Origin of the sequence: Gordonia amicalis NBRC 100051 = JCM 11271 (assembly GCF_000332995.1) — a bacterium.
Classification (GTDB): Bacteria; Actinomycetota; Actinomycetes; order Mycobacteriales; family Mycobacteriaceae; genus Gordonia; species Gordonia amicalis.
In genome coordinates, this window is record NZ_BANS01000001.1 from 1 (window position 1) to 23,554 (window position 23,554).

General features: G+C 67.9%; 21 protein-coding genes and 1 pseudogene. 14 read left to right on the top strand and 8 right to left on the bottom strand.

Annotation, left to right across the window (positions count from 1 at the left end):
• Positions 1-81 precede the first annotated feature (81 nt).
• Entirely contained in the window at positions 82-783 is a 702-nt protein-coding gene (locus GOAMI_RS00005) for a TetR/AcrR family transcriptional regulator (protein WP_006434314.1), read from the top strand.
• Positions 784-816: 33 nt separating this feature from the next.
• Here GOAMI_RS00005 and GOAMI_RS00010 read toward each other — a convergent pair whose 3' ends face one another.
• Positions 817-1,611, bottom strand: coding sequence for a dioxygenase family protein (locus GOAMI_RS00010; protein ID WP_006434315.1), 795 nt, complete (start codon positions 1,609-1,611; stop codon positions 817-819).
• 173 nt (positions 1,612-1,784) lie between these two features.
• Between GOAMI_RS00010 and GOAMI_RS23755 the strand changes: the two are divergent.
• Positions 1,785-3,367 (top strand): annotated as a pseudogene (locus GOAMI_RS23755) (cation:proton antiporter domain-containing protein).
• Between the two features lie 5 nt (positions 3,368-3,372).
• Here the strand turns inward: GOAMI_RS23755 and GOAMI_RS00020 are convergent.
• A complete protein-coding gene (locus tag GOAMI_RS00020) occupies positions 3,373-3,930 on the bottom strand; it encodes a GNAT family N-acetyltransferase (protein ID WP_006434318.1) in 558 nt (185 codons plus the stop codon).
• Between the two features lie 84 nt (positions 3,931-4,014).
• Between GOAMI_RS00020 and GOAMI_RS00025 the strand changes: the two genes are divergently transcribed.
• From GOAMI_RS00025 to GOAMI_RS00045, 5 genes are all read left to right on the top strand, one after another.
• The gene (locus tag GOAMI_RS00025) at positions 4,015-4,566 is read left to right on the top strand and encodes a hypothetical protein (protein ID WP_040004468.1); all 552 of its coding nucleotides are present in this window, start codon (positions 4,015-4,017) and stop codon (positions 4,564-4,566) included.
• Between the two features lie 75 nt (positions 4,567-4,641).
• Positions 4,642-5,187, top strand: coding sequence for a copper chaperone PCu(A)C (locus GOAMI_RS00030; RefSeq protein ID WP_157228249.1), 546 nt, complete (start codon positions 4,642-4,644; stop codon positions 5,185-5,187).
• Positions 5,180-6,409 (top strand): Dyp-type peroxidase, encoded by a 1,230-nt coding sequence (locus GOAMI_RS00035; protein WP_006434321.1) that lies wholly within the window; start codon positions 5,180-5,182, stop codon positions 6,407-6,409. The genes GOAMI_RS00030 and GOAMI_RS00035 overlap by 8 nt, the downstream gene beginning before the upstream one ends.
• A gap of 47 nt (positions 6,410-6,456) precedes the next feature.
• Positions 6,457-10,032 carry a transcription-repair coupling factor gene (mfd, locus tag GOAMI_RS00040; protein ID WP_006434322.1) on the top strand — a complete coding sequence of 1,192 codons (3,576 nt, stop codon included), beginning with the start codon at positions 6,457-6,459 and terminating at the stop codon, positions 10,030-10,032.
• A 160-nt stretch (positions 10,033-10,192) separates the two neighbouring features.
• On the top strand, positions 10,193-11,098 hold the full coding sequence (locus GOAMI_RS00045) for a nucleoside triphosphate pyrophosphohydrolase (protein ID WP_006434323.1): 906 nt from the start codon (positions 10,193-10,195) through the stop codon (positions 11,096-11,098).
• Between the two features lie 8 nt (positions 11,099-11,106).
• Here GOAMI_RS00045 and efeB read toward each other — a convergent pair whose 3' ends face one another.
• The 3 genes from efeB to efeU are packed head-to-tail and all read right to left on the bottom strand — an operon-like array spanning position 11,107 to position 14,596.
• Positions 11,107-12,432, bottom strand: a complete 1,326-nt coding sequence (gene efeB, locus GOAMI_RS00050) for an iron uptake transporter deferrochelatase/peroxidase subunit (protein WP_006434324.1) — start codon at positions 12,430-12,432, stop codon at positions 11,107-11,109.
• The gene (gene efeO, locus GOAMI_RS00055) at positions 12,429-13,637 is read right to left on the bottom strand and encodes an iron uptake system protein EfeO (RefSeq protein ID WP_006434325.1); all 1,209 of its coding nucleotides are present in this window, start codon (positions 13,635-13,637) and stop codon (positions 12,429-12,431) included. The genes efeB and efeO overlap by 4 nt, the downstream gene beginning before the upstream one ends.
• Positions 13,634-14,596 carry an iron uptake transporter permease EfeU gene (efeU, locus tag GOAMI_RS00060; protein ID WP_024497807.1) on the bottom strand — a complete coding sequence of 321 codons (963 nt, stop codon included), beginning with the start codon at positions 14,594-14,596 and terminating at the stop codon, positions 13,634-13,636. The genes efeO and efeU overlap by 4 nt, the downstream gene beginning before the upstream one ends.
• 242 nt (positions 14,597-14,838) lie before the next feature.
• Here efeU and GOAMI_RS00065 point away from each other — a divergent pair, with 242 nt between their 5' ends.
• The 7 genes from GOAMI_RS00065 (at position 14,839) to GOAMI_RS23150 (ending at position 20,976) form a co-directional block, all read left to right on the top strand.
• Complete coding sequence (locus GOAMI_RS00065; protein WP_006434327.1) at positions 14,839-16,188, top strand: sulfatase family protein; 1,350 nt, start codon at positions 14,839-14,841, stop codon at positions 16,186-16,188.
• 160 nt (positions 16,189-16,348) lie between these two features.
• Positions 16,349-17,119 carry a lytic transglycosylase domain-containing protein gene (locus tag GOAMI_RS00070; protein ID WP_024497805.1) on the top strand — a complete coding sequence of 257 codons (771 nt, stop codon included), beginning with the start codon at positions 16,349-16,351 and terminating at the stop codon, positions 17,117-17,119.
• A 170-nt stretch (positions 17,120-17,289) separates the two neighbouring features.
• Complete coding sequence (gene eno / locus GOAMI_RS00075; protein WP_006434329.1) at positions 17,290-18,573, top strand: phosphopyruvate hydratase; 1,284 nt, start codon at positions 17,290-17,292, stop codon at positions 18,571-18,573.
• Positions 18,574-18,585: 12 nt separating this feature from the next.
• Positions 18,586-19,278 (top strand): septum formation initiator family protein, encoded by a 693-nt coding sequence (locus GOAMI_RS00080; RefSeq protein ID WP_006434330.1) that lies wholly within the window; start codon positions 18,586-18,588, stop codon positions 19,276-19,278.
• A gap of 11 nt (positions 19,279-19,289) precedes the next feature.
• Positions 19,290-19,835 carry a DUF501 domain-containing protein gene (locus GOAMI_RS00085; RefSeq protein WP_006434332.1) on the top strand — a complete coding sequence of 182 codons (546 nt, stop codon included), beginning with the start codon at positions 19,290-19,292 and terminating at the stop codon, positions 19,833-19,835.
• On the top strand, positions 19,832-20,779 hold the full coding sequence (locus GOAMI_RS00090) for a Ppx/GppA phosphatase family protein (protein WP_006434334.1): 948 nt from the start codon (positions 19,832-19,834) through the stop codon (positions 20,777-20,779). Before GOAMI_RS00085 ends, GOAMI_RS00090 begins: the two co-directional genes overlap by 4 nt.
• A gap of 26 nt (positions 20,780-20,805) precedes the next feature.
• Entirely contained in the window at positions 20,806-20,976 is a 171-nt protein-coding gene (locus GOAMI_RS23150; protein WP_006434335.1) for a hypothetical protein, read from the top strand.
• A 122-nt stretch (positions 20,977-21,098) separates the two neighbouring features.
• Here GOAMI_RS23150 and GOAMI_RS00095 read toward each other — a convergent pair whose 3' ends face one another.
• From GOAMI_RS00095 to GOAMI_RS00105, 3 genes are all read right to left on the bottom strand, one after another.
• Positions 21,099-21,596 carry a DUF4395 domain-containing protein gene (locus GOAMI_RS00095; protein ID WP_006434336.1) on the bottom strand — a complete coding sequence of 166 codons (498 nt, stop codon included), beginning with the start codon at positions 21,594-21,596 and terminating at the stop codon, positions 21,099-21,101.
• A gap of 106 nt (positions 21,597-21,702) precedes the next feature.
• Entirely contained in the window at positions 21,703-22,203 is a 501-nt protein-coding gene (locus tag GOAMI_RS00100; RefSeq protein ID WP_006434337.1) for a hypothetical protein, read from the bottom strand.
• Between the two features lie 127 nt (positions 22,204-22,330).
• The gene (locus GOAMI_RS00105; RefSeq protein ID WP_006434338.1) at positions 22,331-23,551 is read right to left on the bottom strand and encodes a fatty acid desaturase family protein; all 1,221 of its coding nucleotides are present in this window, start codon (positions 23,549-23,551) and stop codon (positions 22,331-22,333) included.
• Between the last annotated feature and the right edge of the window lie 3 nt (positions 23,552-23,554).

Here is a 23,554-nt window from a genome sequence, read left to right on the forward strand (position 1 = left end):
GGGAGCGAGGGGGGGCGAGGGCGGGAGCGGGAGTTCATGCAACATTCGTGATTCGACGGCGTCTCGTCCTAGGCTTGGCGCATGGCGATCGGACGTCCGGCGGAGGGTTCGGCCGAGGTGCAGCGGGCACCGCGGGCGCGGATGACCGGCGCCCAGCGGCGGCTGCAACTGATCGAGGTGGCGCGCGGACTGTTCGCGGAACGCGGATACGAGGGCACGTCGATCGAGGAGATCGCGCAACGCGCCGGCGTTTCCAAGCCGATCGTCTACGAGCACTTCGGCGGTAAGGAAGGCCTCTACGCGGTCGTCGTCGACCGTGAGATGGAAACCCTGCTGGAGATGGTGACGGCATCGCTGTCGAAGAACCGGTCGCTGTACCGCATCCAGCAGGTCGCCCTCGCGTTGCTCACCTACATGGAGGAACGCACGGACGGTTTCCGCATCCTGGTGCGCGGCGACAGCACCGCGTCGACCGGCGAGACGGCCACCTACTCGAGTCTTCTCAACGACGCGGTGAGTCAGGTCGAGCACATCCTGGCCGGCGACTTCGAGCGCCGCGGCTTCGACCCCGCACTCGCCCCGCTCTACGCGCAGGCCCTGGTGGGCATGGTGTCGTCGACCGCCCAGTGGTGGCTCGACGTCCGTGAGCCGTCGAAGGAGGTCGTGGCCGCCCACCTGGTGAATCTGTGCTGGAACGGACTCACACGCCTCGACCCGTCGCCGGCGCTCGTCGGTCCCGACTACGTCGAACCGCTCGAGCGCACCACCGCCGAGGACAGTTGAGTCCCGGCGCCCGGGCCGACGTCTGAACGACGGTCAGGCCAGCACCAGACTCCGCTTCGAGAGTCCCATCCAGAATCCGTCGATCACCTGATCCGGCCGCTGTTCGGCATCGTCGCTGGCGCCGAATGCGACGAACAGCGGCGCGAAGTGTTCGACCGTGGGGTGGGCATACGGCATGCCGGGCGCGGTCTGACGGAACCTGATGAGCGACTCCACATCTCCGGCGGTGAACCGCTCGGCGGCCCACGCGTCGAACTCGGCCGACCAGCTCGGCGGGGTGGCCTCCGGGCGCCAGTCGCGCAGGAACGGCAGGCCGTGGGTGGTGAATCCGGACCCGATGACGAGCACACCCTCGTCGCGCAGCGGCTTGAGTCGACGGCCGAGTTCGAGCAGCCGCTCGGGGTCGAGAGTCGGTAGTGAGATCTGCAGTACCGGGATGTCTGCCTCGGGATACATGACCGTCATCGGCACGTACGCGCCGTGGTCGAGGCGGCGGGTGGGGTCGTGGGCGATCGGTTCGCCGTCGGGCATCATCGCGGCGACCCGGCGGGCCAGGTCAGGGGCACCTGGCGACCGGTACTGGACGCGGTAGTAATTCTCGGGGAACCCGCCGAAGTCGTAGGTCAGCGGTGTCCGTGAATCGGTGGAGCCGATGGTGAGGGGTGCGGCCTCCCAGTGCGCGGAGACGATGAGGATCGCTGTCGGCCGGCCGAGTCCGCGGGCGAGTGTCTTCAGCTGTCGGACCCAGGTGGGGCTGTCAACGAGGGGTGGGGCGCCGTGGGACAGGAACAGGGCGGGTTGACGCGTGGGGGAGGTCGAGCCGGTCATTCCTCTACTAACCGGACTATGGTCCGCTTTGTTCCGCGGCCGCGCGGCGGTCCGTTTCCGTGCCGCCGGGTGGGCGCCCGGCGTGGCCAGCGCGCCTCCCGTCGCGGGCGGGCGATAACGTTCCAGACATCTCCGGCCGCGCGGCGGCCCAGAGGGAAAGGAACTCCCGGCGCGTGGAGACAGTCGGCATCTACCTCGTGGTCATCTTCGGATGTGGATTTCTCGCGCGGTTGATTCGCCTGCCCACTCTCGTCGGGTACCTGGCGGCCGGGTTCATCCTGCACGCGCCGGGGATCGAACAGTTGCCGATCATCGACACCCTCGCCGAACTGGGCGTGACGATCCTGCTGTTCACCATCGGTCTCAAGCTGGACCTCCGGATGCTGTTCCGGCGCGAGGTCTTGCTCACCACCGCTCTCAATCTCGCGGTCATCCTGGGTCTCACCATCGGCTTCCTCGGACTGCTCTCGACGATCGGTGTCCGGATGCTGATGGGCGAGAGCTGGCAGACGCTCGCTCTCCTCGGCTTCGCGTTGTCGTTCTCGAGCACCGTGTTCGTGGTCAGGTGCTCGACGAGCGCTCGGAGTCGCGCTCCCTCTACGGCCGCATTGCGATCGGCATCCTCGTCCTGCAGGACGTCGTCGCCGTCGCCTATCTCACGGCGATGAGCGGTGAGCCGCCCAGTCCGTGGGCGTTCGCACTGGTGCTGCTGATTCCCGGTGCATGGGTCGTCCGGCGACTGTGGAACCGGCTGGGGCACGGCGAATTGCAGACACTCTTCGGTGTGACCATGGCACTCGTGCCGGGGTACTGGCTGTTCGAATCCGTCGGCATCAAGGGCGATTTCGGTGCGATGGTCATCGGCGTGCTCCTGGCCTCGCATCCGCGGGCGTCGGAGCTGTCACGCACGCTGTTCGGGCTTCGTGAACTGCTGCTGGTGGGCTTCTTCGTCTCGATCGGCCTGCACGTCACGCCGACTCTCGACACCGTCGTCCTCGGGCTGCTCCTCGTGGTCCTCCTGCCCCTCGAGGCGGCGCTGTTCACCTTCATGCTGGCCATGTTCGGCCTGCGTCGGCGCACCTCGATCCTGGCCGGACTCGCCCTGGCCAACTTCTCCGAGTTCGGGCTCATCGTCATCTCCACCGGCGTCGACGCGGACCTCGTCGACGACGACTGGCTCGTGGTCACCTCGGTCGCGGTCGCCGCGAGTTTCGTGTTCTCCACGCTCGTCAACCGACGCGGGTCCCGATGGGTGAGCCGGCTCTCGGCGTACGTCCCGACGCCGGCCGCCGCGCGTGCCCATCCCGAGGACGCGACGATCGACCTCGCACCCGCCCGGGCGGTCGTCTTCGGACTCGGACGGGTGGGCAGTTCGGTCTACAACCGACTCGTCGACGAGTACGGCCTGAGCGTCGTCGGAGTGGAGAACGACCCCCTGAAGGTGGTCGACCTCCGCGAGCGCGGACTGCGGGTGATCGAGGCCGACGCGACCGAGACGGGGTTCTGGGAACGGTGCGAAGGGGTGTCCGACCTCGACATCCTCGTCTTCGCCATGCCGTTCCACGGCTCCAATCTGGTGGCCCTCGATCGGGTGGAGGAGAGAGAGTTCGCCGGCACCATCGCAGTCGTCGCCCAGTACGACGACGAACGCGACGAACTGCTCAGTCGGGGTGCCGACGTGGCCTTCCACATCTACGAGGGGACCGGCGTGGGTCTGGCCGACGCCGCTGCCGAGGCCGCCGGCCTCGACCGGTGACGCCGCTACCGGTCGCGTGACTCCCAGATGTCCTTCTGCATGTAGACGCAATCGATCCACTGGTCGGCCTTGTGGCCGATGGCACGCAGGCGGCCGGCCTCGGTGAACCCGAACCGCGAATGCAGAGCGATCGACCCGTCCCCGCCGGTGGCTGCGATCACCGCGACGATCTGGCGGACGTTCTCGGGGTTCGCACGATCGAGCATCCCGGCCATCAGCGCCGATCCGACGCCGCGGCCGCCGAAGCCGGGCCGGACGTAGATGGAGTCCTCGGTGGACCGGTCGTACGCCGGCATCCCGCGGAACGTGCCCAGGTAGGCGTAGCCGACGGTCTGTTCCGTACCGGACTCGTCGAACGCGCGGGCCACCACGAACGGCCGGCCGGCCGCGGTGATCGCGGCGTGCTTGGCGTGCCACTGCTCGAGCGTGGGGACGACGTAGTCGAAGGTCGCGACGGTGTGCTGCACGTAGTGCGCATAGATCTCGGCGACTGCGTCGAGGTCGTCGACCGTCGCGTCGTCGACGACGATCTGCCGCACCTCGTCTGAGTGGGAACCGTGCATTCCGACGAGGATATCGGCGAGCCCGACCAGGGGTGTGACGGCGCCACCTACGACTAGTGGTAGTAGAGGCGTAGATTGGCTAGCGTGCGCGCGGCCTCCGATTCCGACTACCAGGGAGTGCATCCCTGGTGGTCGGTCGCTGCCGCAATCGTGTCGGCGGCGCTGGGCGTCGGCGCCCACGGACTGGCGGGCGGGGGCACTCCGACGCCGTCGCACGCGGTTCTGCTTCTCGCGATCAGTGCCGGGCTGGGCTGGGTCCTGAACGCCGGGCTCGCCGACCGGGTCCGCGGTCGCGCTTCTGCCGCGCTCTCGGTCGGATCGGCACTCGCCACCGCGCAACTCTTCGGGCACCTCGCCATGAGATCCGGCGATCACCACGCGCCGGTGGACGCGGTGACACCCGGCCCGACCATGCTCCTCTGCCACCTCGCGGCGCTCGCCGCTGCAGCGGTGTTGCTGGTCGGCGCCGAGGAGTGCTCGCGACGGGTCGGTTCCCGGATCATCGCCGCGATGTCGGGGGAGCGGTCGATCTCTCCCCGGGCCGTCCTCGTCGTCGCGGCGGCCGACGCCCTACCGCTCACACCGACTCGGCTGTCGGGGAATCCGACGCGCGGGCCACCCATCTCGGTGCGCTGACCCATACTTCTCCCTTCCCGCCGCGGCCTGTGGGCCGCCGGCGGTGATCCGCGCACCACAAAAGGTGAAAAATTCATGTTCTCAACAACTTTCGTTCCCTCGTCCGTTCGTCGGCCGCTGGCGGTCCTGGCCATGGCGACGCTCCCGATCACCCTGCTCGCCGCATGTTCGTCGGACGACGACCCGGCCACGCAGGCCCAATCGGTGACCATCAGTGATCAATGGGTGAAATCGGCCGACACCGGGATGACCGCGGCCTTCGGCACCGTCGCCAACACGTCCGGTACCGAGGTCACCCTCACCGGCGGTACCACCGAGGTGGCCGGGCGCGTCGAGGTGCACGAGATGGCGGCGTCCGATGGCGGCGGCATGGTGATGCGACTCATCGAGGGCGGTCTCGACATCGGCCCCGAACAGACGGTCGAGCTCAGGCCGGGCGGCAACCACATCATGCTGATGGACCTGCGGCAACCGATCAAGGCCGGCGACACCGTCACGCTGACACTGCGATTCGGCGACGGCTCGACGCGCGAGTTCGTGGCACGTGCCCGTGATTTCAACGGGGCACGAGAGGACTACGCACCGGGCCACGGCGCGCCCGCCGCCGGCACCGATGGCTGAGTTCGGGGGCGGCGGCCCCACGCTGAGGCGCCGCACCCTGTTCGTGGGTGCGGCCGGACTCGCCGGGCTCGGCGTGGGTGTGAAGGCGGTCAGCGCCCACGCCTCCGACGAGGAACCGACCCATGGACGTGACGTGGTCGAGTTCTACGGGGACCACCAGGCCGGTGTGACGACGCCGCCACCCGCGCACGTGAACTATGTGGGCCTCGACCTCGTGTCGTCGGGCGGCGAACGCGACATGCGGGCGGCTCTCGCCGGCGTGCTGCAGGTGTGGACCGAGGACGCAGCCCGCCTCACCGCGGGTGATCCGGCTCTCGCCGACAGCGAACCGGACCTCGCCCGGCTGCCCGCCCGGCTCACCGTGACCGTGGGCCTGGGGCCCGGTGCGTTCACCGGCACGGGACTGGAGAATCGCCGGCCGCGCTGGCTGCATCCGTTGCCGCGATACGTCATCGACCGGCTCGACCAGCGACGCTGGGGGCAGACCGATGTGCTGCTCCAGATCTGCGCCGACGACCCGATCACGATCGCCCACGCGACCCGCGTGCTCACCGCGAATGTCGCGGGCCGTGTGCGTCTGAGATGGGTGCAGCGGGGTTTCCGCAACTCACGGGGGACGCAGGAGGAGTCCGTGACGATGAGGAATCTGATGGGTCAGGTCGACGGGACGGTCAACCTGGGAGCTGCCGATCACGACAGTCTCGTCTGGGACGACGGTGCCGAGCAGCCCTGGTTCGCCGGCGGCACGTCGATGGTGCTCCGGCGGATCGCGATGAACCTCGACACGTGGCAGGAGCTCGATCCGCGGGACCAGGAACTCTCCGTCGGCCGCAGGATCGCCGAGGGGGCGCCCCTGAGCGGCGGGACCGAACACGACGACCCGGACTTCGAGGCGGTCGTCGACGGACTTCCCGCCATCCCGGCGTCGTCGCATATTGCGCGGGCTCGCCGCCGCAGCGAGGTGGAGCGTTTCCTCCGGCGCGGATACAACTACGACGACCCGCCGGAACCCGATGCCGCAGGCAACGTCCCGACCTCGAACAGCGGCCTCCTGTTCGCCGCCTTCCAGCGCGACGTCGACGCGCAGTACGCGCCGGTCCAGGCGCGGCTGGCCGAACACGACGCGCTGAACCGGTGGACGACGCCCATCGGATCGGCGGTCTACGCCATCCTTCCCGGGGCGCATCGAGGGGAGGTGCTGGGGGCGGGCCTGCTCCGCTGATCCACCGGATGACCGGGCGCGGAGCGCGGCCCCATACAATCGGCGGAGTGTCGACGCTCCGTGCCCTGTCCGGTCTGGCCGCGCTCGCGTGTGCGGACAAGTCCTTCCGCGAGGTCCGCGAACGCCGTGGCGAACAGCGCCTCGACATCACCGCACCCGATGCGGCGCGGCCATTCCTCGTCTCCTGCCTGGCCGCCGACGCCGACGCCCCGCTTCTCGTCGTCTCCGCCAACGGTCGGGAGGCCGACGATCTGACCGCCGAGCTCGCGGAGATGCTCGACGACGCCGACGCGGTGGCCCAGTTCCCGTCGTGGGAGACCCTCCCGCACGAGCGGCTGTCGCCCAGCGCGGACACCGTGGGTCAGCGACTCGCGGTGCTGCACCGTCTCGCCAATCCCGGCGACAAGCCGCTGCGGGTCGTGGTCACCACGGTCCGCTCACTCGTGCAGCCGATGGCGCCGGGCCTCGGAGACGTCGCCACGGTCACCCTGCGCGAGGGCATCGAGGTCGACTTCGACGGCTTGCTCGCCCAACTCGTCGAGATGGCCTACGAGCGTGTGGACATGGTCGGACGCCGCGGCGAGTTCGCGGTCCGTGGCGGCATCCTCGACGTCTTCCCGACGACCGCCGACCACCCGGTCCGCGTCGAGTTCTGGGGCGACGAGATCACCGAGATGCGGGCGTTCTCGGTCGCCGACCAGCGCAGCCAGCCGGAGGTCGAAGCGACCGAGGTGCGCATCCACCCGGGACGCGAACTGCTCCTCACCGAGAAGGTCCGTACGCGCGCAAGCGATCTCGCCGCGGAGAACCCGGGCGACGCGACGCTCTCCGAGATGCTCGGCAAACTGGCCGAGGGCATTCCGGTGGAGGGGATGGAGGCGCTGATCCCGGCGCTCGTCGACGGCGAGATGCAGCTGCTGACCGAGGTCGTCCCGGCCGGGACGCGTGTGCTCGTCCTGGATCCGGAGAAGGTCCGGACCCGTGCCGCCGATCTGTCCAAGACCGGTGCGGAGTTCCTCGAGGCGTCGTGGACGGCCGCGGCGATGGGTGCGAATGCGCCCATCGACGGCCGCTCGGGTGTCGGCATCGACCTGGAGGCGAGCGCCTACCGTCCGCTCGACGACGTGCGCGCCGCGACGCTCGAGGCGGGCCGCCCCTGGTGGACCCTGTCGCCGTTGTCGACCGGGAGTGGGGACGAACTCGAGCTGGACCTGGTCCCCGGGCCCGCGCCACGTGGCGACGAACGCGAGATCGCAGCCACGTTCGCCCAGCTGCGAGCCCACGTGTCCGACGGCAAGACCGCCGCGATCGTCGTCGCCGGCAAGGGCACCGCCCAGCGCGTCGGCGAGCGACTGTCCGAGGCCGAGGTGCCGTATGTGATCGCCGAGCCGGGACATCGTCCCGAGCCGGGCGAGGTCGCGGTCTTCGGTGCGACGCTGCGCAGCGGCATCGTCTGCGCCGACGCCGGTTTGGTCGTCGTCACCGAAGCAGACCTCACCGGCACTCGCGTCGCGAATGTCCGCGACGGGCGCAAACTCCCGGCCAAGCGTCGCAATCAGGTCGACCCGCTGGCCTTGACCGCCGGTGACCTCGTCGTGCACGACCAGCACGGCATCGGCAAGTTCGTCGAGATGATCGAACGCACCGTCTCGGGTGCGCGTCGCGAATACCTGGTCCTGGAGTATGCATCGAGCAAACGCGGCCAGCCCGCCGACCGGTTGTACGTGCCGATGGACGCCCTCGATCAGCTGTCCCGGTACGTCGGTGGCGAGCAGCCCTCGCTGTCCAAGCTCGGCGGGTCGGACTGGCAGAACACGAAGCGCAAGGCGCGCAAGGCCGTTCGCGAGATCGCCGGTGAGCTGGTACAGCTCTACGCCGCACGTCATGCTGCCCCGGGTCACGCCTTCGGGCCCGACACCCCGTGGCAGCAGGAGATGGAAGACGCCTTCGACTTCACCGAGACGATCGATCAGCTGACCGTCATCGCCGAGGTCAAGGCCGACATGGAACGTCCGGTCCCGATGGACCGCGTCGTCGTCGGCGACGTCGGCTACGGCAAGACCGAGATCGCCGTGCGTGCCGCGTTCAAGGCCGTCCAGGACGGCAAGCAGGTGGCCGTCCTGGTGCCGACGACCATTCTCGCGCAACAGCATCTGCAGACGTTCACCGAGCGGATGAGCGGATTCCCCGTGCGGGTGCGCGGGCTGTCGCGTTTCACCGACGCCAAGGAATCCCGCGAGATCACCGAGGCGATGGCCAAGGGCGAGGTCGACATCGTCATCGGTACGCATCGTCTCCTGCAGACCGGCATCACCTGGAAAGACCTCGGACTCGTGATCGTCGACGAGGAACAGCGATTCGGCGTCGAACACAAGGAACACATCAAGTCGCTGCGCACCCACGTCGACGTGCTGACCATGTCCGCGACACCGATTCCGCGAACGCTGGAGATGTCGATGGCCGGCATCCGCGAGATGTCGACGATCCTCACCCCGCCGGAGGAACGCCATCCGGTGCTCACCTACGTCGGCGCCTACGCGCCGAAGCAGGTCGCCGCCGCGATCCGTCGTGAGCTGCTGCGCGACGGTCAGGTGTTCTACGTCCACAATCGTGTCTCGACCATCGACAAGATGGCCAAGGACATCTCCAACATGGTCCCGGAGGCGAAAGTCGTCGTGGCACATGGCCAGATGGGGGAGGACCAGCTCGAGCGCACGGTGTCGGGGTTCTGGAACCGCGAATACGACGTGCTGGTCTGTACGACCATCATCGAGACCGGTCTCGACATCTCCAACGCCAACACGCTCATCGTCGACCGTGCCGAGAACCTCGGCCTCTCGCAGCTTCATCAGTTGCGCGGACGCGTAGGCCGAAGTCGTGAGCGCGGTTACGCCTATCTGCTCTACAGTCCCGATCGTCCGCTGACCGAGACCGCCTACGACCGGCTGGCGACGATCGCCCAGAACAACGAACTCGGCGCCGGGATGGCGGTGGCGCTCAAGGACCTCGAGCTGCGCGGTGCCGGAAACGTGCTCGGCGCAGAGCAATCGGGTCACGTCGCGGGTGTGGGCTTCGATCTGTACGTACGCCTGGTCGGTGAGGCCGTCGAGGCGTATCGCGCGGCCGCCGACGGCCAACCCGTGGAGACGCAGGAGACGGGCGAGGTGCGCATCGATCTGCCGGTGGATGCGCACATCCCGGTCGAGTACGTCGACTCCGACCGCCTGCGCCTGGAGGCGTATCGCAAACTCGCGTCGGCCGGCGACGACGCCGCGGTAGACGCGGTTCTCGTCGAACTCACCGACCGCTATGGTCCGCCACCGGTCGAGACCACCCGACTCGCGTCGATCGCACGTCTGCGTCTGCGCTGCCGCGAACGCGGGATCGCCGAGATCGGTCTGGCCGGACAGGGGGTCAAGATCTCGCCGCTGCCCCTGCTCGACAGCGAACAGGTGCGCCTGCGGCGGTTGTACTCGTCGGCGACATACCGGGCGACGACCTCGGTGGTCACGCTCCCGATCCCGCGGACCGGGGGAGTCGGCTCGGCACGTCTGCGCGACGACGAGCTGATCGAGTACCTCACCACGTTCCTGACGCAGCTGAAGCCGGAGCCGAGCGGCTGACCACTGAAAACCACCCCTGGAAAGCACCCGTCAGGGCGGTGTGAGTGACACTATGTCGTCGAAGTGCCTGCTCAGGGTGGTTTTCGGGGGCGGTTTCCAGGGGTGGTTTTCGGGGGACGGTCGAGAAGCAAGTCGGGGGTCGAGAAAGGACGTACGACGAATGACGGTGGTGCTGCTGGACCCGGCACGGCCCGACCTGATCCCCATCCGGGCGCGCGCCTGGCTCACGGGACCGGTCAAGGTCACCGAGGACGTGCCCGCCGTCCTCCTCTGGGAATTCGACCACGTCGAACCGGTTTTCGACGAGGTGCTCGGTGAGACCCCCGTCGACTCCGTGCTGGTGAGCACCGACGCCGATCACCCGCTCGTCCGCGCCCGCGCCGCCCGCGGTGAGCAGGTCATCGCCGCGGCGAAGGTGTCGGGGATGGCGCTGCTCGACTCGGTCGCCCTGATGGACACGTTGCGCCGCAACGGACCGTGGGAGAGCACCCAGACGCATCACTCACTGCGGCGCTACCTGCTCGAGGAGGTCTACGAACTGCTCGACGCCATCGAGACCGGCGACCAGATCGAGCTGAAGGAAGAACTCGGTGACCTGTTGCTGCAGGTGCTCTTCCATGCGCGCATCGCCGCCGACGATCCGGAGTCGCCGTTCGACATCGACGACGTCGCACGCAGTTTCACCGCCAAGGTGATGGGACGCACCCCCGGTGTGCTGTCGGGCGCCCACGCCGACCTCGAGACCCAGATCCGGGAATGGGAGGAACGCAAGGCCGCCGAGAAGCAGCGCGGTTCCGTCCTCGACGGGGTCGCCACCACACAACCGTCGCTCGCTCTGCTGCAGAAGATCCTCGAACGTCTCACCGCCGCGTCGTATCCGGTGGAGACGATCCCGGCCGAGACCTGGACGGTCACCGTCACCGCAGGCGACGACAGCGTCGAGGCGCAGGCCCGGGACAAGGCTCTGGCACTGATGGCGTCGGTGTACGCCGCCGAGGCACGGGCCAGGGAGCAGGGCGTCGTACTCGATTCACGCGAGGCGTGGCTGAGCGTGCTCGCGGGCTGAGCAGGACCTCACTCGAAAAGTCGCTGCCCCCACCACTCGCCGGGCTCGAGGCCCGGTGGGATCGCGAAGGTCGACGAGCCGTTGGGGATCAGGTACTCGGTCATCGCGTCCTGGCGGGACAGGATCTGCTGCATGGGGACGAACTGTTTGCCGGTGTCGCGGTTGAAGGCGATGAAGAACAGGCCGGCGTCGAGGTGGCCGAACCCGTCGGAGCCGTCGGTGAAGTTGTAGCCGCGGCGAAGAATCCGCACGCCACCGAGATTGTCCGGATGCGCCAGCCGCACATGGGAGTTCCGCGCGATGACCGGTGTGCCCCCGGAGGTGATCGCGAAGTCGGGGTCGTCGAACTCGCCGGACTTGCCCAACGGTGCACCGGACCGTTTGGTGCGGCCGACGATCTGCTCCTGCTCGAAGAGGTTGGCGCGGTCCCACGGTTCGATGTCCATGCGGATGCGGCGGGCGACGAGGTAGGTGCCGCCGGTCATCCACTGCGCCGCCGGTGGATTGTCCTCGGGACCGACCCACACCCAGCGGTCGAGGAGGTCGGTGTCCTCGGCGCGCAGGTTCGCCGTTCCGTCCTTGAATCCGAACAGGTTTCGGGGTGTGTCCTGGGACTGCGTCGTCGACGACGTCCGGCCGAACCCGAGCTGCGACCAGCGGACCGACATGACGCCCACCGCCATCCGCGCCAGGTTGCGGATCGCGTGGACCGCGACCTGCGGATCGTCGGCGCAGGCCTGCACGCAGATGTCGCCGTACGACCGTGCGGGTTCGATCTTCTCGGCCGCGAACATCGGCAGGTCGACGAGCGCCGGCGGTCGACGGTCGGCGAGCCCGAACCGATCGGGACGGTCGGGAGCCGACGCGCTGGGACCGAAGAGTCCGGGTCCGAAGCCGATCGTGAGGGTCAGGTGAGCGGCGCTCAGTCCCAACGCTTCTCCGGTGTCCTCCGGTGGCGTGTACTCGCCGAGTCCGGTGGCGCCGTCGGCGACGGTCTCCTCACCACGGGTCATGCGTTCGGCGGCCTCGGTCCAGCGGCGCAGCACGGACACGAGTTCGTCCCGGTTGTCGGTGACCACGTCGAAACTCGCGAAATGCAGACGATCCTGGGCGGCGGTGATGATGCCCGCCTGGCGCGGACCCCGGAACTCGACCACGTGATCGGCTGACGGTGCCGGGGTGGTCGCGCGCCCGACGGCCACCCCGCCCGCGGCGACGAGCAACCCGGCGCCGGTCCCGCCGAGGATCGCACGACGCGACAGACCGCGTCGTGTCGTGCGCCTCACGGGTTCGGTGGTCTGTGCGTCGTCGGGGCGGGGAGCCGGATCATTCATTGCTGCAACACGATTCCTGGTACCTGGGACAGGGTGGCCGACAGTGCGTCGATCTGATTCGACAGTTCTTTGCGCTGCTCCGGGGTGACCTCGGTGTACGACACGTAGCCGTCACCTTCACGGTAGGAGTTGACCGAGGTGCGAACCGTCGCGAACTGGGCGGTGATCTTGTCCATCAGCGCCGGGTTCTTGGCGGAGATGATCGGCTGCAGCGTCGCGATCGCGGTTTCCGAACCGTCGAGGTTGCCCGCGAAGTCCCAGAGATCGGTGTGGGAGTAGCGGTCCTCCTCGCCGTCGACCTTGGTGGCGGCGACCTCGTCGATCAGCGCCTGCGGGCCCTTCACGAACGAGAGTGTCTCGAACTCGAAGTCGGGTTTGCTGACCTCGTCGCGAAGCTTGGTGACGTTGGCGAGCAGACCGTCGGCGATCCCGGCGATGGCCTGCGGGTTGTCGGTCTCCTTGGCGTTCGCGGCATCCGACGGGGTGATCTGCCCGGGCGCATCGCCGATCTCGGCGGGCTGCGGCGGCCACAGGAAACGTTCGATGCGATGGAATCCGGTGAACGGCTGGGAGCCGTCCTCGGTGTCGTCCCACCGCATGTCGACGGCGGGGTCGAGGTCGGGGAAGGACTCGGCGACCGGCTCGATCCGTTCGTACGGCGTGCGGACGAGGCCGAATTGCGCTCGCGCAGCGTCGAGATCGCCCTTCTTGATGTTGTCGACGAACGTCGTCGTCTGGGCGTGCAGTGTGTTCAGCTGATTGCGGACGTATTCGAGGTACTGCGCCTTGGCGGCCGTCACGTCGGCCGGGACGCCGGATTTCTCCTTGCGCTCACCGCCGACCTCGAGCTCGGTACGGATGCCGGTACCGACCATGCCGGGCTTGCACGCGACGGTGTAGGTGCCGGGTTCGACGATCTCGACGGTCAGGTTCCCCGAGAGTCCGGGGCCGATGTTCTCGACCTCGCCGAGCACGCGGTTGTTGTTTCCGTAGACGTAGAACTCGGTGACCTTGTTGCCCGAGTTGGTGACCGTGAAGTCGATGTTCCCGGTCGTGGCCTCGTTCGAAGCCAGCTCGCAGGCGTCGGCGGTGGAGGTCACGGCGATCGCGCCCTCGGCGCTGCTCTTCTCGGTACAGCCGGTCAGCAAGATGGGGGTGAGCACCACCGCGGCCGCAGATGCGGCCACCACGGTTCTACGGTTCACTGAGGATTCCTTTCGGGGGTGGGCTCCGCAGGTGCGGGGCTCTCGTCGGGGGTTCGGGTCCTCTGGGCGACGGCCCGCCGGCCGGCTCGCTGGCGGCGGAAGAAGATCGCGGTCACCACGACCACGTAGACGATCCAGACGAGCACCTGCAGCACCGTCGGATCCGGCCGCACGTTGAAGATGCCGCCCAGGACGGTTCCGTACCACGAGGAGGCGTCGTACGTGCCGGAGACGTCGAACGCGATGTTGCCGAGACCGGGTAGCCAGCCCACCGTCTGCAGCGCGCGGATTCCGTAGGTGAGGATTCCGGCGGCGACGACGATCAGGAACAGACCCGTGTAGGTGAAGAACACCGAGAGGTTCATCCGGATGGCGCCGCGGTAGATCAGCACCGTCAGCACGATGGCGGCGAGGATCCCGACCACGAGTCCAAGCAGTGGCCACAACCCGCCGGACACACTCTCGGCATAGCCGACCATCAGCAGCGCGGTCTCGAAGCCCTCACGTCCGACGGCCAGGAACGCCAGACCCAGCACCGACGCACCGCCGGCGAGGAGCGCCTTCGACATCCCGCTCTTGAGGTCGGCGGAGATGTGGGACGAGGCCTCGCTCATCCACAGCACCATGAACGTCACGATTCCGACCGCCACCAGCGATGCGACGCCGGCGATGGTCTCGGCCGCGAGCGGCGTCATCGTCGACGTACCGAAGTGGATGACGAGGAACACCACGAGGGTCATGGCGATTGCCGCACCCACGCCCGCCCAGATCCACTTCAGGGCGTCCCGGCGGTCGGTCTTGACGACGAACGCGACCAGGACCATGACCACGATGCCGGTCTCGAGACCCTCGCGGAGACCGATGAGGGCGCTGCCGAACATCTGGGTGTAGATCGACGGGCCCCCGCCGGCAGCGAGGAAAGACGTGCCGCTGGAGGCAAGTGCCGATATGTAATCCACTCGGTGGTCCATCTCCTTGGCGCCCCGCGGCACCGTTTGTTCTGTAAGGCTAGCCATAGCGAGAGTAGACCCAGGGTCGGAGGGCGCATAGGGCACATCGCCCTACCCGGGCGTGCGTCGCCCGTCGCCGCGGAGTTCGGCGCACGATGAATTCAACTGCGGGGCCGCTGCGGTGGGCGGTATGTCGGTATTCGGCGTCGGTGCGACCCCGGCACCGCCGTCCATCTGCGTCATCATGGGGAATGGCCCGCGAGAACGTCATCCTGATCCACTGGCACGACCTCGGACGCCATCTGACGTGCTACGGCGCGGACGGCGTCTCGTCACCGGCCCTCGATCAGCTGGCCGCGCACGGCATCCGTTTCGCCGACGCCCATTCCACCGCGCCGCTGTGCTCCCCGGCTCGCGGATCGCTGTTCACCGGGCGATACCCCCACCGCAACGGGCTCGTCGGGCTCGCCCACCACGGGTTCGAGTACCACGCGGATGTGCGGACACTGCCGTCGCTGCTCGCCGACGCGGGGTACCGGTCGGTGCTGTTCGGGATGCAACACGAGAGCGCGGACCCGCAGCGCCTCGGCTTCGACTCGGTCGACGTCTCCGACTCCCGGTGCGACCACGTGGTCGAGCAGTCCCAGGACTGGCTCCGGCGCCACGCCGACGAGGATCGGCCCTTCTTCCTGACCGCCGGCTTCTTCGAGACCCATCGGCCGTACCCGGCGGACGAGTACGAGCCGTCCGACACCAGTGGCATCGCCGTCCCGGGATTCCTGCCCGACACCGATGACGTCCGCGAGGACCTCGCGGGTCTCCATGGCTCCATCACCAAGGCCGACGCCGCGGTCGGGCGCCTGCTCGACACCGTTGCCGAGCTGGGTCTGGATTCGTCGACGTGGATCGTGTTCATCACCGACCACGGCCTGGCGTTCCCGCGCGCGAAGTCGACGCTCTACGCGGCGGGGACCGGCGTCGCGCTCATCATGCGGCCACCGACGCAGCGCGGGATCGAACCGCAGGTCTACGACGACCTGTTCTCCGGAGTCGACCTGACGCCGACCCTGCTGGAGCTGCTCGGTGTCGAGATCCCCGACGAGGTGGACGGTGACTCTCACGCGTCGGCTCTCGTCGGGCCGCTCGGCGAGCCGGCCGCGGCCGTCCGCACCGAGGTGTTCACCGAGAAGACCTATCACGACGCCTTCGACCCGATCCGCGCCGTGCGCACCAAGGAGCACAGCTACATCGAGAACTTCGCGACCCGCCCGGCGCTGTTGTTGCCGCTCGACATCGCCGACAGCCTGTCCGCACGATCGCTGGATATCGAAGCGATACAACAGGACCGGCCGCGGGTCGAGTTGTACGACCTGCGTTCCGATCCCCATGAGCGCAACAATGTCGCCGAGGACCCGGCGTATGCCGAGGTGCGTGCGGCACTCGCCGCGACCCTCTCCGCGTGGCGCGCCGAGACCGGTGACGACCTGCCGGACGAGGCCACCGGCACGGCCATCGCCCAACGCTTCACGGGCGCTTTCCATGCGAAGGCGCCGCGGGATTCAGCGCGCGGTACTACCGGTCCTGCGAGGTCGCCGACCTGACGGGACCGAACCCGGGGAACCGAACGCAACCGCCGGCAGTTGTCCTTTGTGAGCCACGCGGTTGTGTGTTGTGTGCGGGACCACGCCGTCACATGTGCGATCGTGGTCGCTCGGGCGGGCATCGGCTCGCTCCAGACCTGAGACAGGAGTGGAACGGGGAATGCGTGTGGTGGGCCGGGGGCGGAATCGTCGCTCGTGGAGGAGTGGGCTCGTGGCGGGTGTCGTGGCGATCGCATCGTCGGTCCTGCTCTCCGCGTGCATCGACCTCCCGTCGCTGAACAGGCCGGACATCCCCGAGGGCATCCCGCCCGGCGCCGGGGTGCCGCAGCCCTACATCGACATCAACGCACCCGGCCGGACCGCCGACAAGATGCGCGAGTGGGCCGAGCCCATCTCGAAGTCGACCGGCATCCCGGTCGTGTCCCTGCAGGCCTACGGCAACGCCGCCGAGATCCAGCGCCAGCAGCACCCCGAATGCGGCCTCGCGTGGACGACCCTCGCCGGAATCGCAGGTGTCGAGAGCAAACACGGGCACTACCGTGGTTCCGATGTCGCCGCCAACGGCGACGTCAGCCCGCCGATCCGCGGGGTCAAGCTCGACGGCACCAAGGGCAATATGGAGATCCGTGACTCCGATGGCGGCGGTCTCGACGGCGACTCCACCCACGATCGCGCCATGGGGCCGTTCCAGTTCATCCCCGAGACGTGGAAGCGCTACGGCGTGGACGCCAGCGGGGACGGTGTTCCCGACCCGGACAACATCGACGACGCGGCCCTCTCCGCGGCCCGCTACCTGTGCGTCTCGTCGGGCAACGACATGACCGTCGCCGAAGGGTGGGAGAAGGCCATCCGCCGATACAACAACTCGATGGCATACGTCCTCGACGTACGCGATCACGCCAACGCCTACTCCATCAATGTTCGGTTCTGACCCCGTCGGTGTTCGATTCTGACTCCGTCGACGCCCGGCTGGTAACCGGGATCCGGACGGTTGCTGCCGTGGCCCGAGACCTTGTCTCGTGCACCGTGGGGGCAGCCACTACTCTTTGACCTACCGACCGGCATCACAGCCGGCACGTCCACCGAGATCGGAGTTCAGTCGTGGCAATCATCGAGCAGGTAGGTGCGCGCGAGATTCTCGATTCGCGGGGAAACCCGACGGTCGAGGTCGAGGTCGTCCTGGACGACGGCACCTTCACCCGCGCCGCCGTTCCCTCGGGCGCATCCACCGGGGAACACGAGGCCGTCGAGCTCCGTGACGGTGGCGAGCGGTACCTGGGCAAGGGTGTCACCAAGGCCGTCGAGGGCGTCCTCGGCGAGCTGGCCCCCGCGGTGATCGGCATCGAGGCCGAGGAACAGCGTCTCGTCGACCAGGCACTGCTGGATTGCGACGGAACCCCGGACAAGAGCCGCATCGGTGCCAACGCGCTGCTCGGCGTGTCGCTCGCGGTCGCCAAGGGCGCCGCCGAGTCGGCCGGTCTGCCCCTGTTCCGCTACATCGGCGGCCCCAACGCCCACATCCTGCCGGTCCCGATGATGAACATCATCAACGGCGGTGAGCATGCCGACAACGGCATCGACTTCCAGGAGTTCATGATCGCGCCGGTCGGCGCTCCCACCTTCAAGGAAGCCCTCCGCTGCGGCGCCGAGGTCTACCACGCGCTCAAGTCGGTGCTGAACAAGCAGGGCCTGAACACCGCGCTCGGTGACGAGGGCGGCTTCGCCCCCGACCTGCCGAACACCGAGGCCGCGATCGCCGTGATCGGTGAGGCCGTCGGCAAGGCCGGCTACAACTTCGGTCGCGACGTCGTCATCGCGCTCGACGCGGCGTCGACCGAGTTCTACTCGAACGGCGCCTACAAGCTCGAGGGCAAGGAGTTCGGTGCCGACGACATGGTCTCGTTCTACGAGAAGCTCATCAGCGACTACCCGATCGTGTCGATCGAGGACGGTCTGTCCGAGGACGACTGGGCCGGCTGGGCCAAGCTGACCGAGTCGATCGGCGACAAGGTGCAGCTGGTCGGTGACGACCTGTTCGTGACCAACCCCGAGCGCCTCGAAGAGGGCATCTCGAAGGGCATCGCCAACGCGTTGCTGGTCAAGGTCAACCAGATCGGCACGCTGACCGAGACCCTCGACGCCGTCGCTCTCGCGCACAACAACGGCTACAAGTCGATGATGAGCCACCGGTCGGGCGAGACCGAGGACACCACCATCGCCGACCTGGCCGTCGCCTGCAGCTGCGGCCAGATCAAGACCGGCGCGCCCGCTCGTTCCGAGCGCGTCGCCAAGTACAACCAGCTGCTGCGCATCGAAGAGGGTCTCGGCGATGCGGCACGCTACGCGGGCGACCTCGCCTTCCCGCGTTTCTCGTTTGGTTCGTGATTAGCTGTCTTCATGGCTTCTGATCGACGTCACCGCGGTGACGGGCGTCAGCGTGCGCGGGACCGGAGGGTCGACCCGCGCGTACGCGACGCCCGTCGCACGCGACGACACGATCGGTCCGGCCGGCCGGCCCGACCTGTATCACCGGTCTCGGTCGTCGAGACCGGTGAGCAGGAGCTGATCAGCGACGACGCGGCGGCCGAAGGCCAGGACAGCGCCGCCGACAGCCCGGCCCCGTCCGGGGAGCGAGTCACCACACGACCCCGCCCGAGCGCATCCCGCGGCCGGATGCGATCCGGACTGGGTGCTCGGCTCCGCCGGCTCGAGATGACCCCGGCGACGGTCGCAACGCTCGTCATCACCGTCGTCGTGGTCTGCGTCGTGGCCCTCACGCTGGCCATGCCGCTGCGCACCTACTTCAGTCAGCGTTCGGAGTTCCGGCAGCTCACCGCGTCGAACGAACAGCTGCGGCGCGAGGTCGCCGACTATCAGCAGAAGGTCAACGAGCAGAACGACCCCGCCTACATCGAGGCCCAGGCGCGGACGCGTCTGCAATTCGTCAAACCAGGAGAGATTCCGCTCGTGATGTTGTTCCCCGCCGACGAGGCCCGCCGCGAGGCCGCCGAACGAGCCGAGGAGCGCGCGCGTGCGCCCTGGTACGGCAACCTCTGGGACACCCTGTCGACTCCGCCCGCCGCGCAGTGAGGTCAGAGACCGTGAGCGTGTCCGAAGACGACCTCGCCACCGTCGCAGCCCAGCTGGGGCGTGAACCGCGCGGGGTCATCGAGATCAGCTATCGCACTCCCGACGGTCAGCCGGCGGTGGTCAAGACCGCGCCGCGGCTGCCCGACGGCACCCCGTTCCCGACGCTGTACTACCTGACCGATCCGCGGCTGACCGCCGAGGCGAGCCGGCAGGAATCGGCCGGGGTCATGAAGGGGATGACGGCCCGGTTGTCGTCGGACCCGGAACTCGCCGCCGCATACCGTCGCGCGCACGAGGACTACCTCGCCGAACGCGACGCCATCGAATCGCTCGGCACCGACTTCACCGGCGGCGGGATGCCGGATCGGGTGAAGTGCCTGCACGTGCTGATCGCCCACTCGCTCGCCAAGGGGCCGGGACTCAACCCGCTCGGCGACGAAGCGGTCGCCCTCGCGGCCGCCAATGGGTTGCGCGGCAGCGCGATTCCCGCCGACTGGCCGGAGACCTTGCCGACTGAGACCTTGCCGCCGACGGAGACCTCCGGAGACGACGCGTGACGATCGTCGGTGCCGTCGACTGCGGTACCAACTCGATCCGTCTGCTCATCGCACGGCCGGGGGAGGACGGGCGCCTCGTCGACCTGCATCGCGAAATGCGGATTGTGCGACTCGGTTACGGCGTGGACGCCACGGGACAGTTCGCGCCGGAATCGATCGAACGTACCCGGATCGCGCTCGCCGACTACGTCACGACGATGGAATCGCTGGGCGTCGAGAAGGTCCGGATGGTCGCGACGTCGGCGACCCGCGACGCGTCGAACCGCGACGAGTTCTTCGCGATGACCGCCGATCTGCTGGGATGTGTGTCCGACGGCGCGATCGCCGAGGTCATCTCGGGTGACGAGGAGGCACGGCTGTCATTCCGCGGTGCCGTCGGCGAATTGGACCCGGCCAGTGGACCTTTCGTGGTCACCGATCTCGGCGGAGGTTCGACCGAGGTGGTGCTCGGCGACGCCGACGGTGTCCACGCCGCATACTCCGCGGACATCGGGTGCGTGCGCCTGACCGAACGGACTCTGCCGTCGGACCCGCCGACCGCCGACGAGATCGCCGCGGCCCAGGCGTTCGCCGCAGAGCGGTTGGCCGAGGCCTTCACGCGGGTGCCGGTGGAGTCGGCCCACACGTGGGTCGGCGTTGCCGGGACGATGACGACGCTCGCCGCGCTCGGCGCCGGACTCACCGAATACGACTCCGAGAAGATCCACCTCTCCCGTATCTCGCTGCCCGACCTGGACCGCGTGTGCTGGGACCTCATCGGCATGACGCGCGCCGATCGTGCCGCGCTGGGGCCGATGCATCCCGGTCGCGTCGACGTCATCGGTGGGGGATCGCTGGTCACGCTGGAACTGGCCCGGGTGCTGTCCGAACGCGCGGGTATCGCCGAACTCGTCGTCAGCGAACACGACATCCTCGACGGGATCGCGCTGGGCATTCTGGACTGAGCGGCCGGCCCGATAAGATGTGACGCATGGCATACAACCTGCACTGCCCCTGTGGCGAGTCCATCACCGCACTCGAGGACGACTTCGTCCCCAAGGTCCAGGCCCATCTGGCGGCCGAACATCCCGGCCGGGACTACACCGAGACCGAGATCATGATGATGGCGATGACCGTGCCCGACCGCGCGGTGAAGGACTAACCCTTCGAGACGCCCTCCGCAAGCTCCGGGCTCCTCAGGGAGCGGATGTAAACCCACCCCTTTTCGGCAGAATCACCACCTCGCGGGGTGGTGATTCTGCCGAAAAGAGGGGGGTTTGCGTGTCAGACGGCTGCGGGGTTCCGCAGCGAGATGTTGTTGCACGCCTCGCAGACCGACTCGGGGATGATGCCTGCACGCTGCAGGAAACCGAAGATGGTGCAACCCAGGCAGAATCCGAAGACCGATTCGAGTGTCGCGGCGGCGATCAGGATGCCGGTGGCGAGCTGTGCGGCCAGGCCGAAACCGAACAGGCTGAGCACGAACGCGACACCGCTGACCACCAGGCCGATGGCCTGGGCGAAACGCTTCGGCGGACCCGGGACGAGCTTCTCCTTGCGGACGATCTTCGGGACGATGAACTTCACCGAGAGCTGACCGAAAGGGGAGAGCGTCGGACCCGACGCCACGCGCAGCGCGAAGCCGAGGGCCAGAAGGCCGTAGACGATCGGCTCGTTGACGGCGACCGCGACGATCGCGAGGACGACAACCAGGCCGGCGGTGGTCCGGGCCGCATAGTCGTTCACGGGGTTGGGAAAGGTGAGAACCTCACGCACCGACATCGACAGAAACCTCCATGAACTAGGAAAACCAGGACCAAGTTACGGGTGAGCCCGCGCTTTGGCAAAGGTTGTACTCACCCAGATCGCAACGGAGGTGAGTTCTGTCTCACAAATGATCGGTGTCAGGTGCGATGCGGGGTTCCTCGGCCGCGATCTCCCGCGGGTCGGCTACGTCGGGTTCGTCCTGATCCGTGACGCCGCCGTCGTTGGCGAGTTCGGCTTCACGGGAGATCTCGCCCTCCTGGTCGATTCCGGTCTGCTCGCCGACGTCGATGCGGTCGGGGGCCTCGTCCATGTCCACTCCTGTCACTTTGCGTGCCTGCTCGGATTCGGAGAACGGCGCCGACATGTCGGCGTCTTTGATCGCCTCGGCGTAGGCGAACTCGGCGTCGATGATCTCCCAATCGCCGCCTCGGGCCCGCTCGTCGGCCTTTGCCTTGCGTGCGGCCTCACGCATCTCGAACCCGTCGGTGACGATCTCCCCGATCTCGCGGGTGACACCGGCTACGGCGCCGGTGATGATCGTCGCGATCCGGCCGACGTGCGTGGCCGTCGACTCGATCAGTTCCTGGAACAGGTCCTTGTTGCGTTCGATGCTGTCGACCATCTCTAACCCCCTGGGTTCTGAAGGGTGTGTGTCCCCGCGTGTGAGTGTCCGCGCACGGCCGTACGTGCGGCTGGTCCCGAGGGTACCCCCGGGACCAGCCGATCAAACGATTTCTAAAATGCGCTGGTCAGGCAGCAGAAACGGGCTTCTCGCGCTCGACGATGACGGTCAGATCGTCGTCGTCGCGGGTCATCCAGTTGGGCAGCGACAGCTTTGCGATCTTCTTCCAGGTCGACGCCAGCTGGTGACTGAGCGAGCCGGTGTTGTACGGCAATCCGTAGCGCTCGCAGATCTCTTGGACCTCGGCGGACATCGACGGGTAGCGGCTCGCGGGGATGTCCGGGAACAGGTGGTGTTCGATCTGGTGGGACAGGTTGCCGCTCATGATGTGGAACAGGGGGCTGCCGGTGATGTTGGCCGAGCCGAGCATCTGCCGCAGGTACCACTGTCCGCGGGTCTCGTTCTGGCATTCCTCCGAGGTGAAAGTCTGTGCCCCGGTGGGGAAGTGGCCGCAGAAGATGATCGAGTACGTCCAGACGTTGCGCACCAGGTTGGCGGCGGCGTTGCCGACGAGCGTCGGAACGAACAGCGGCCCGGTCAGCGCCGGGAAGACGACGTAGTCCTTGAGGACCTGCCGGCCTGCCTTGCGCCACATGCCTTTCACCAGGCCCTTGATGTCACTCCACTTGCGCTTGCCCTGGATCACGTTCTCCGCCTCCAGGTCATGGAGCATGACGCCCCACTCGAAGAGGAGCATGAGGGCGGTCGCATAGCCGAGGTTGCCCAGGTAATAGGGATTCCACTTCTGGTCACGCGCCATCCGCAGGATGCCGTAACCGATGTCGCGGTCCTCGCCGATGATGTTGGTGAACGTGTGGTGCAGGTAGTTGTGGCTGTGCTTCCACTGGTCGGCCGGACACACGGTGTCCCACTCGAATTCGCGGGAGTTGTAGGTGTCCTCACGCATCCAGTCGTACTGGCCGTGCATCACGTTGTGGCCGATCTCCATGTTGTCGAGGATCTTCGACACCGAGAGTGCGCCGACGGCGGCGACCCACGCCGGAGGGAAGAACCCGAGGTACATCAGTGCGCGACCACCGATCTCGAATCCTCGCTGGGCGCGGATGACGGAGTACAGGTAGTCGCGGTCCTTCTGGCCGAGATCGGCGACGATGCGGGAGCGCAGTTCGTCGAGGTCGCGTCCCAGGGCCTCGACCTGCTCATAGGACAGGACGACGGTGTTGGGGTCTGCGGGTGTGTTGTTGTCCGAGGTCTTCTCGGCGGCGCGCAGGGCCGGCAGGTTCTCGGTGGGCGCCTTGCGGGCGGCCTTTTCGATGTCGATGGTCATGGT

What these genes read in the sequence shown, in the direction of transcription:
- GOAMI_RS00005 (WP_006434314.1), top strand. Translation starts at nt 82, where the DNA reads ATGGCGATCGGACGTCCGGCGGAGGGTTCGGCCGAGGTGCAGCGGGCA.
- GOAMI_RS00010 (WP_006434315.1), bottom strand. Translation starts at nt 1,611, where the DNA reads ATGACCGGCTCGACCTCCCCCACGCGTCAACCCGCCCTGTTCCTGTCC.
- GOAMI_RS00020 (WP_006434318.1), bottom strand. Translation starts at nt 3,930, where the DNA reads ATGCACGGTTCCCACTCAGACGAGGTGCGGCAGATCGTCGTCGACGAC.
- GOAMI_RS00030 (WP_157228249.1), top strand. Translation starts at nt 4,642, where the DNA reads ATGTTCTCAACAACTTTCGTTCCCTCGTCCGTTCGTCGGCCGCTGGCG.
- GOAMI_RS00035 (WP_006434321.1), top strand. Translation starts at nt 5,180, where the DNA reads ATGGCTGAGTTCGGGGGCGGCGGCCCCACGCTGAGGCGCCGCACCCTG.
- GOAMI_RS00045 (WP_006434323.1), top strand. Translation starts at nt 10,193, where the DNA reads ATGACGGTGGTGCTGCTGGACCCGGCACGGCCCGACCTGATCCCCATC.
- efeB (WP_006434324.1), bottom strand. Translation starts at nt 12,432, where the DNA reads ATGAATGATCCGGCTCCCCGCCCCGACGACGCACAGACCACCGAACCC.
- GOAMI_RS00065 (WP_006434327.1), top strand. Translation starts at nt 14,839, where the DNA reads ATGGCCCGCGAGAACGTCATCCTGATCCACTGGCACGACCTCGGACGC.
- GOAMI_RS00070 (WP_024497805.1), top strand. Translation starts at nt 16,349, where the DNA reads ATGCGTGTGGTGGGCCGGGGGCGGAATCGTCGCTCGTGGAGGAGTGGG.
- GOAMI_RS00080 (WP_006434330.1), top strand. Translation starts at nt 18,586, where the DNA reads ATGGCTTCTGATCGACGTCACCGCGGTGACGGGCGTCAGCGTGCGCGG.
- GOAMI_RS23150 (WP_006434335.1), top strand. Translation starts at nt 20,806, where the DNA reads ATGGCATACAACCTGCACTGCCCCTGTGGCGAGTCCATCACCGCACTC.
- GOAMI_RS00095 (WP_006434336.1), bottom strand. Translation starts at nt 21,596, where the DNA reads ATGTCGGTGCGTGAGGTTCTCACCTTTCCCAACCCCGTGAACGACTAT.
- GOAMI_RS00100 (WP_006434337.1), bottom strand. Translation starts at nt 22,203, where the DNA reads ATGGTCGACAGCATCGAACGCAACAAGGACCTGTTCCAGGAACTGATC.
- GOAMI_RS00105 (WP_006434338.1), bottom strand. Translation starts at nt 23,551, where the DNA reads ATGACCATCGACATCGAAAAGGCCGCCCGCAAGGCGCCCACCGAGAAC.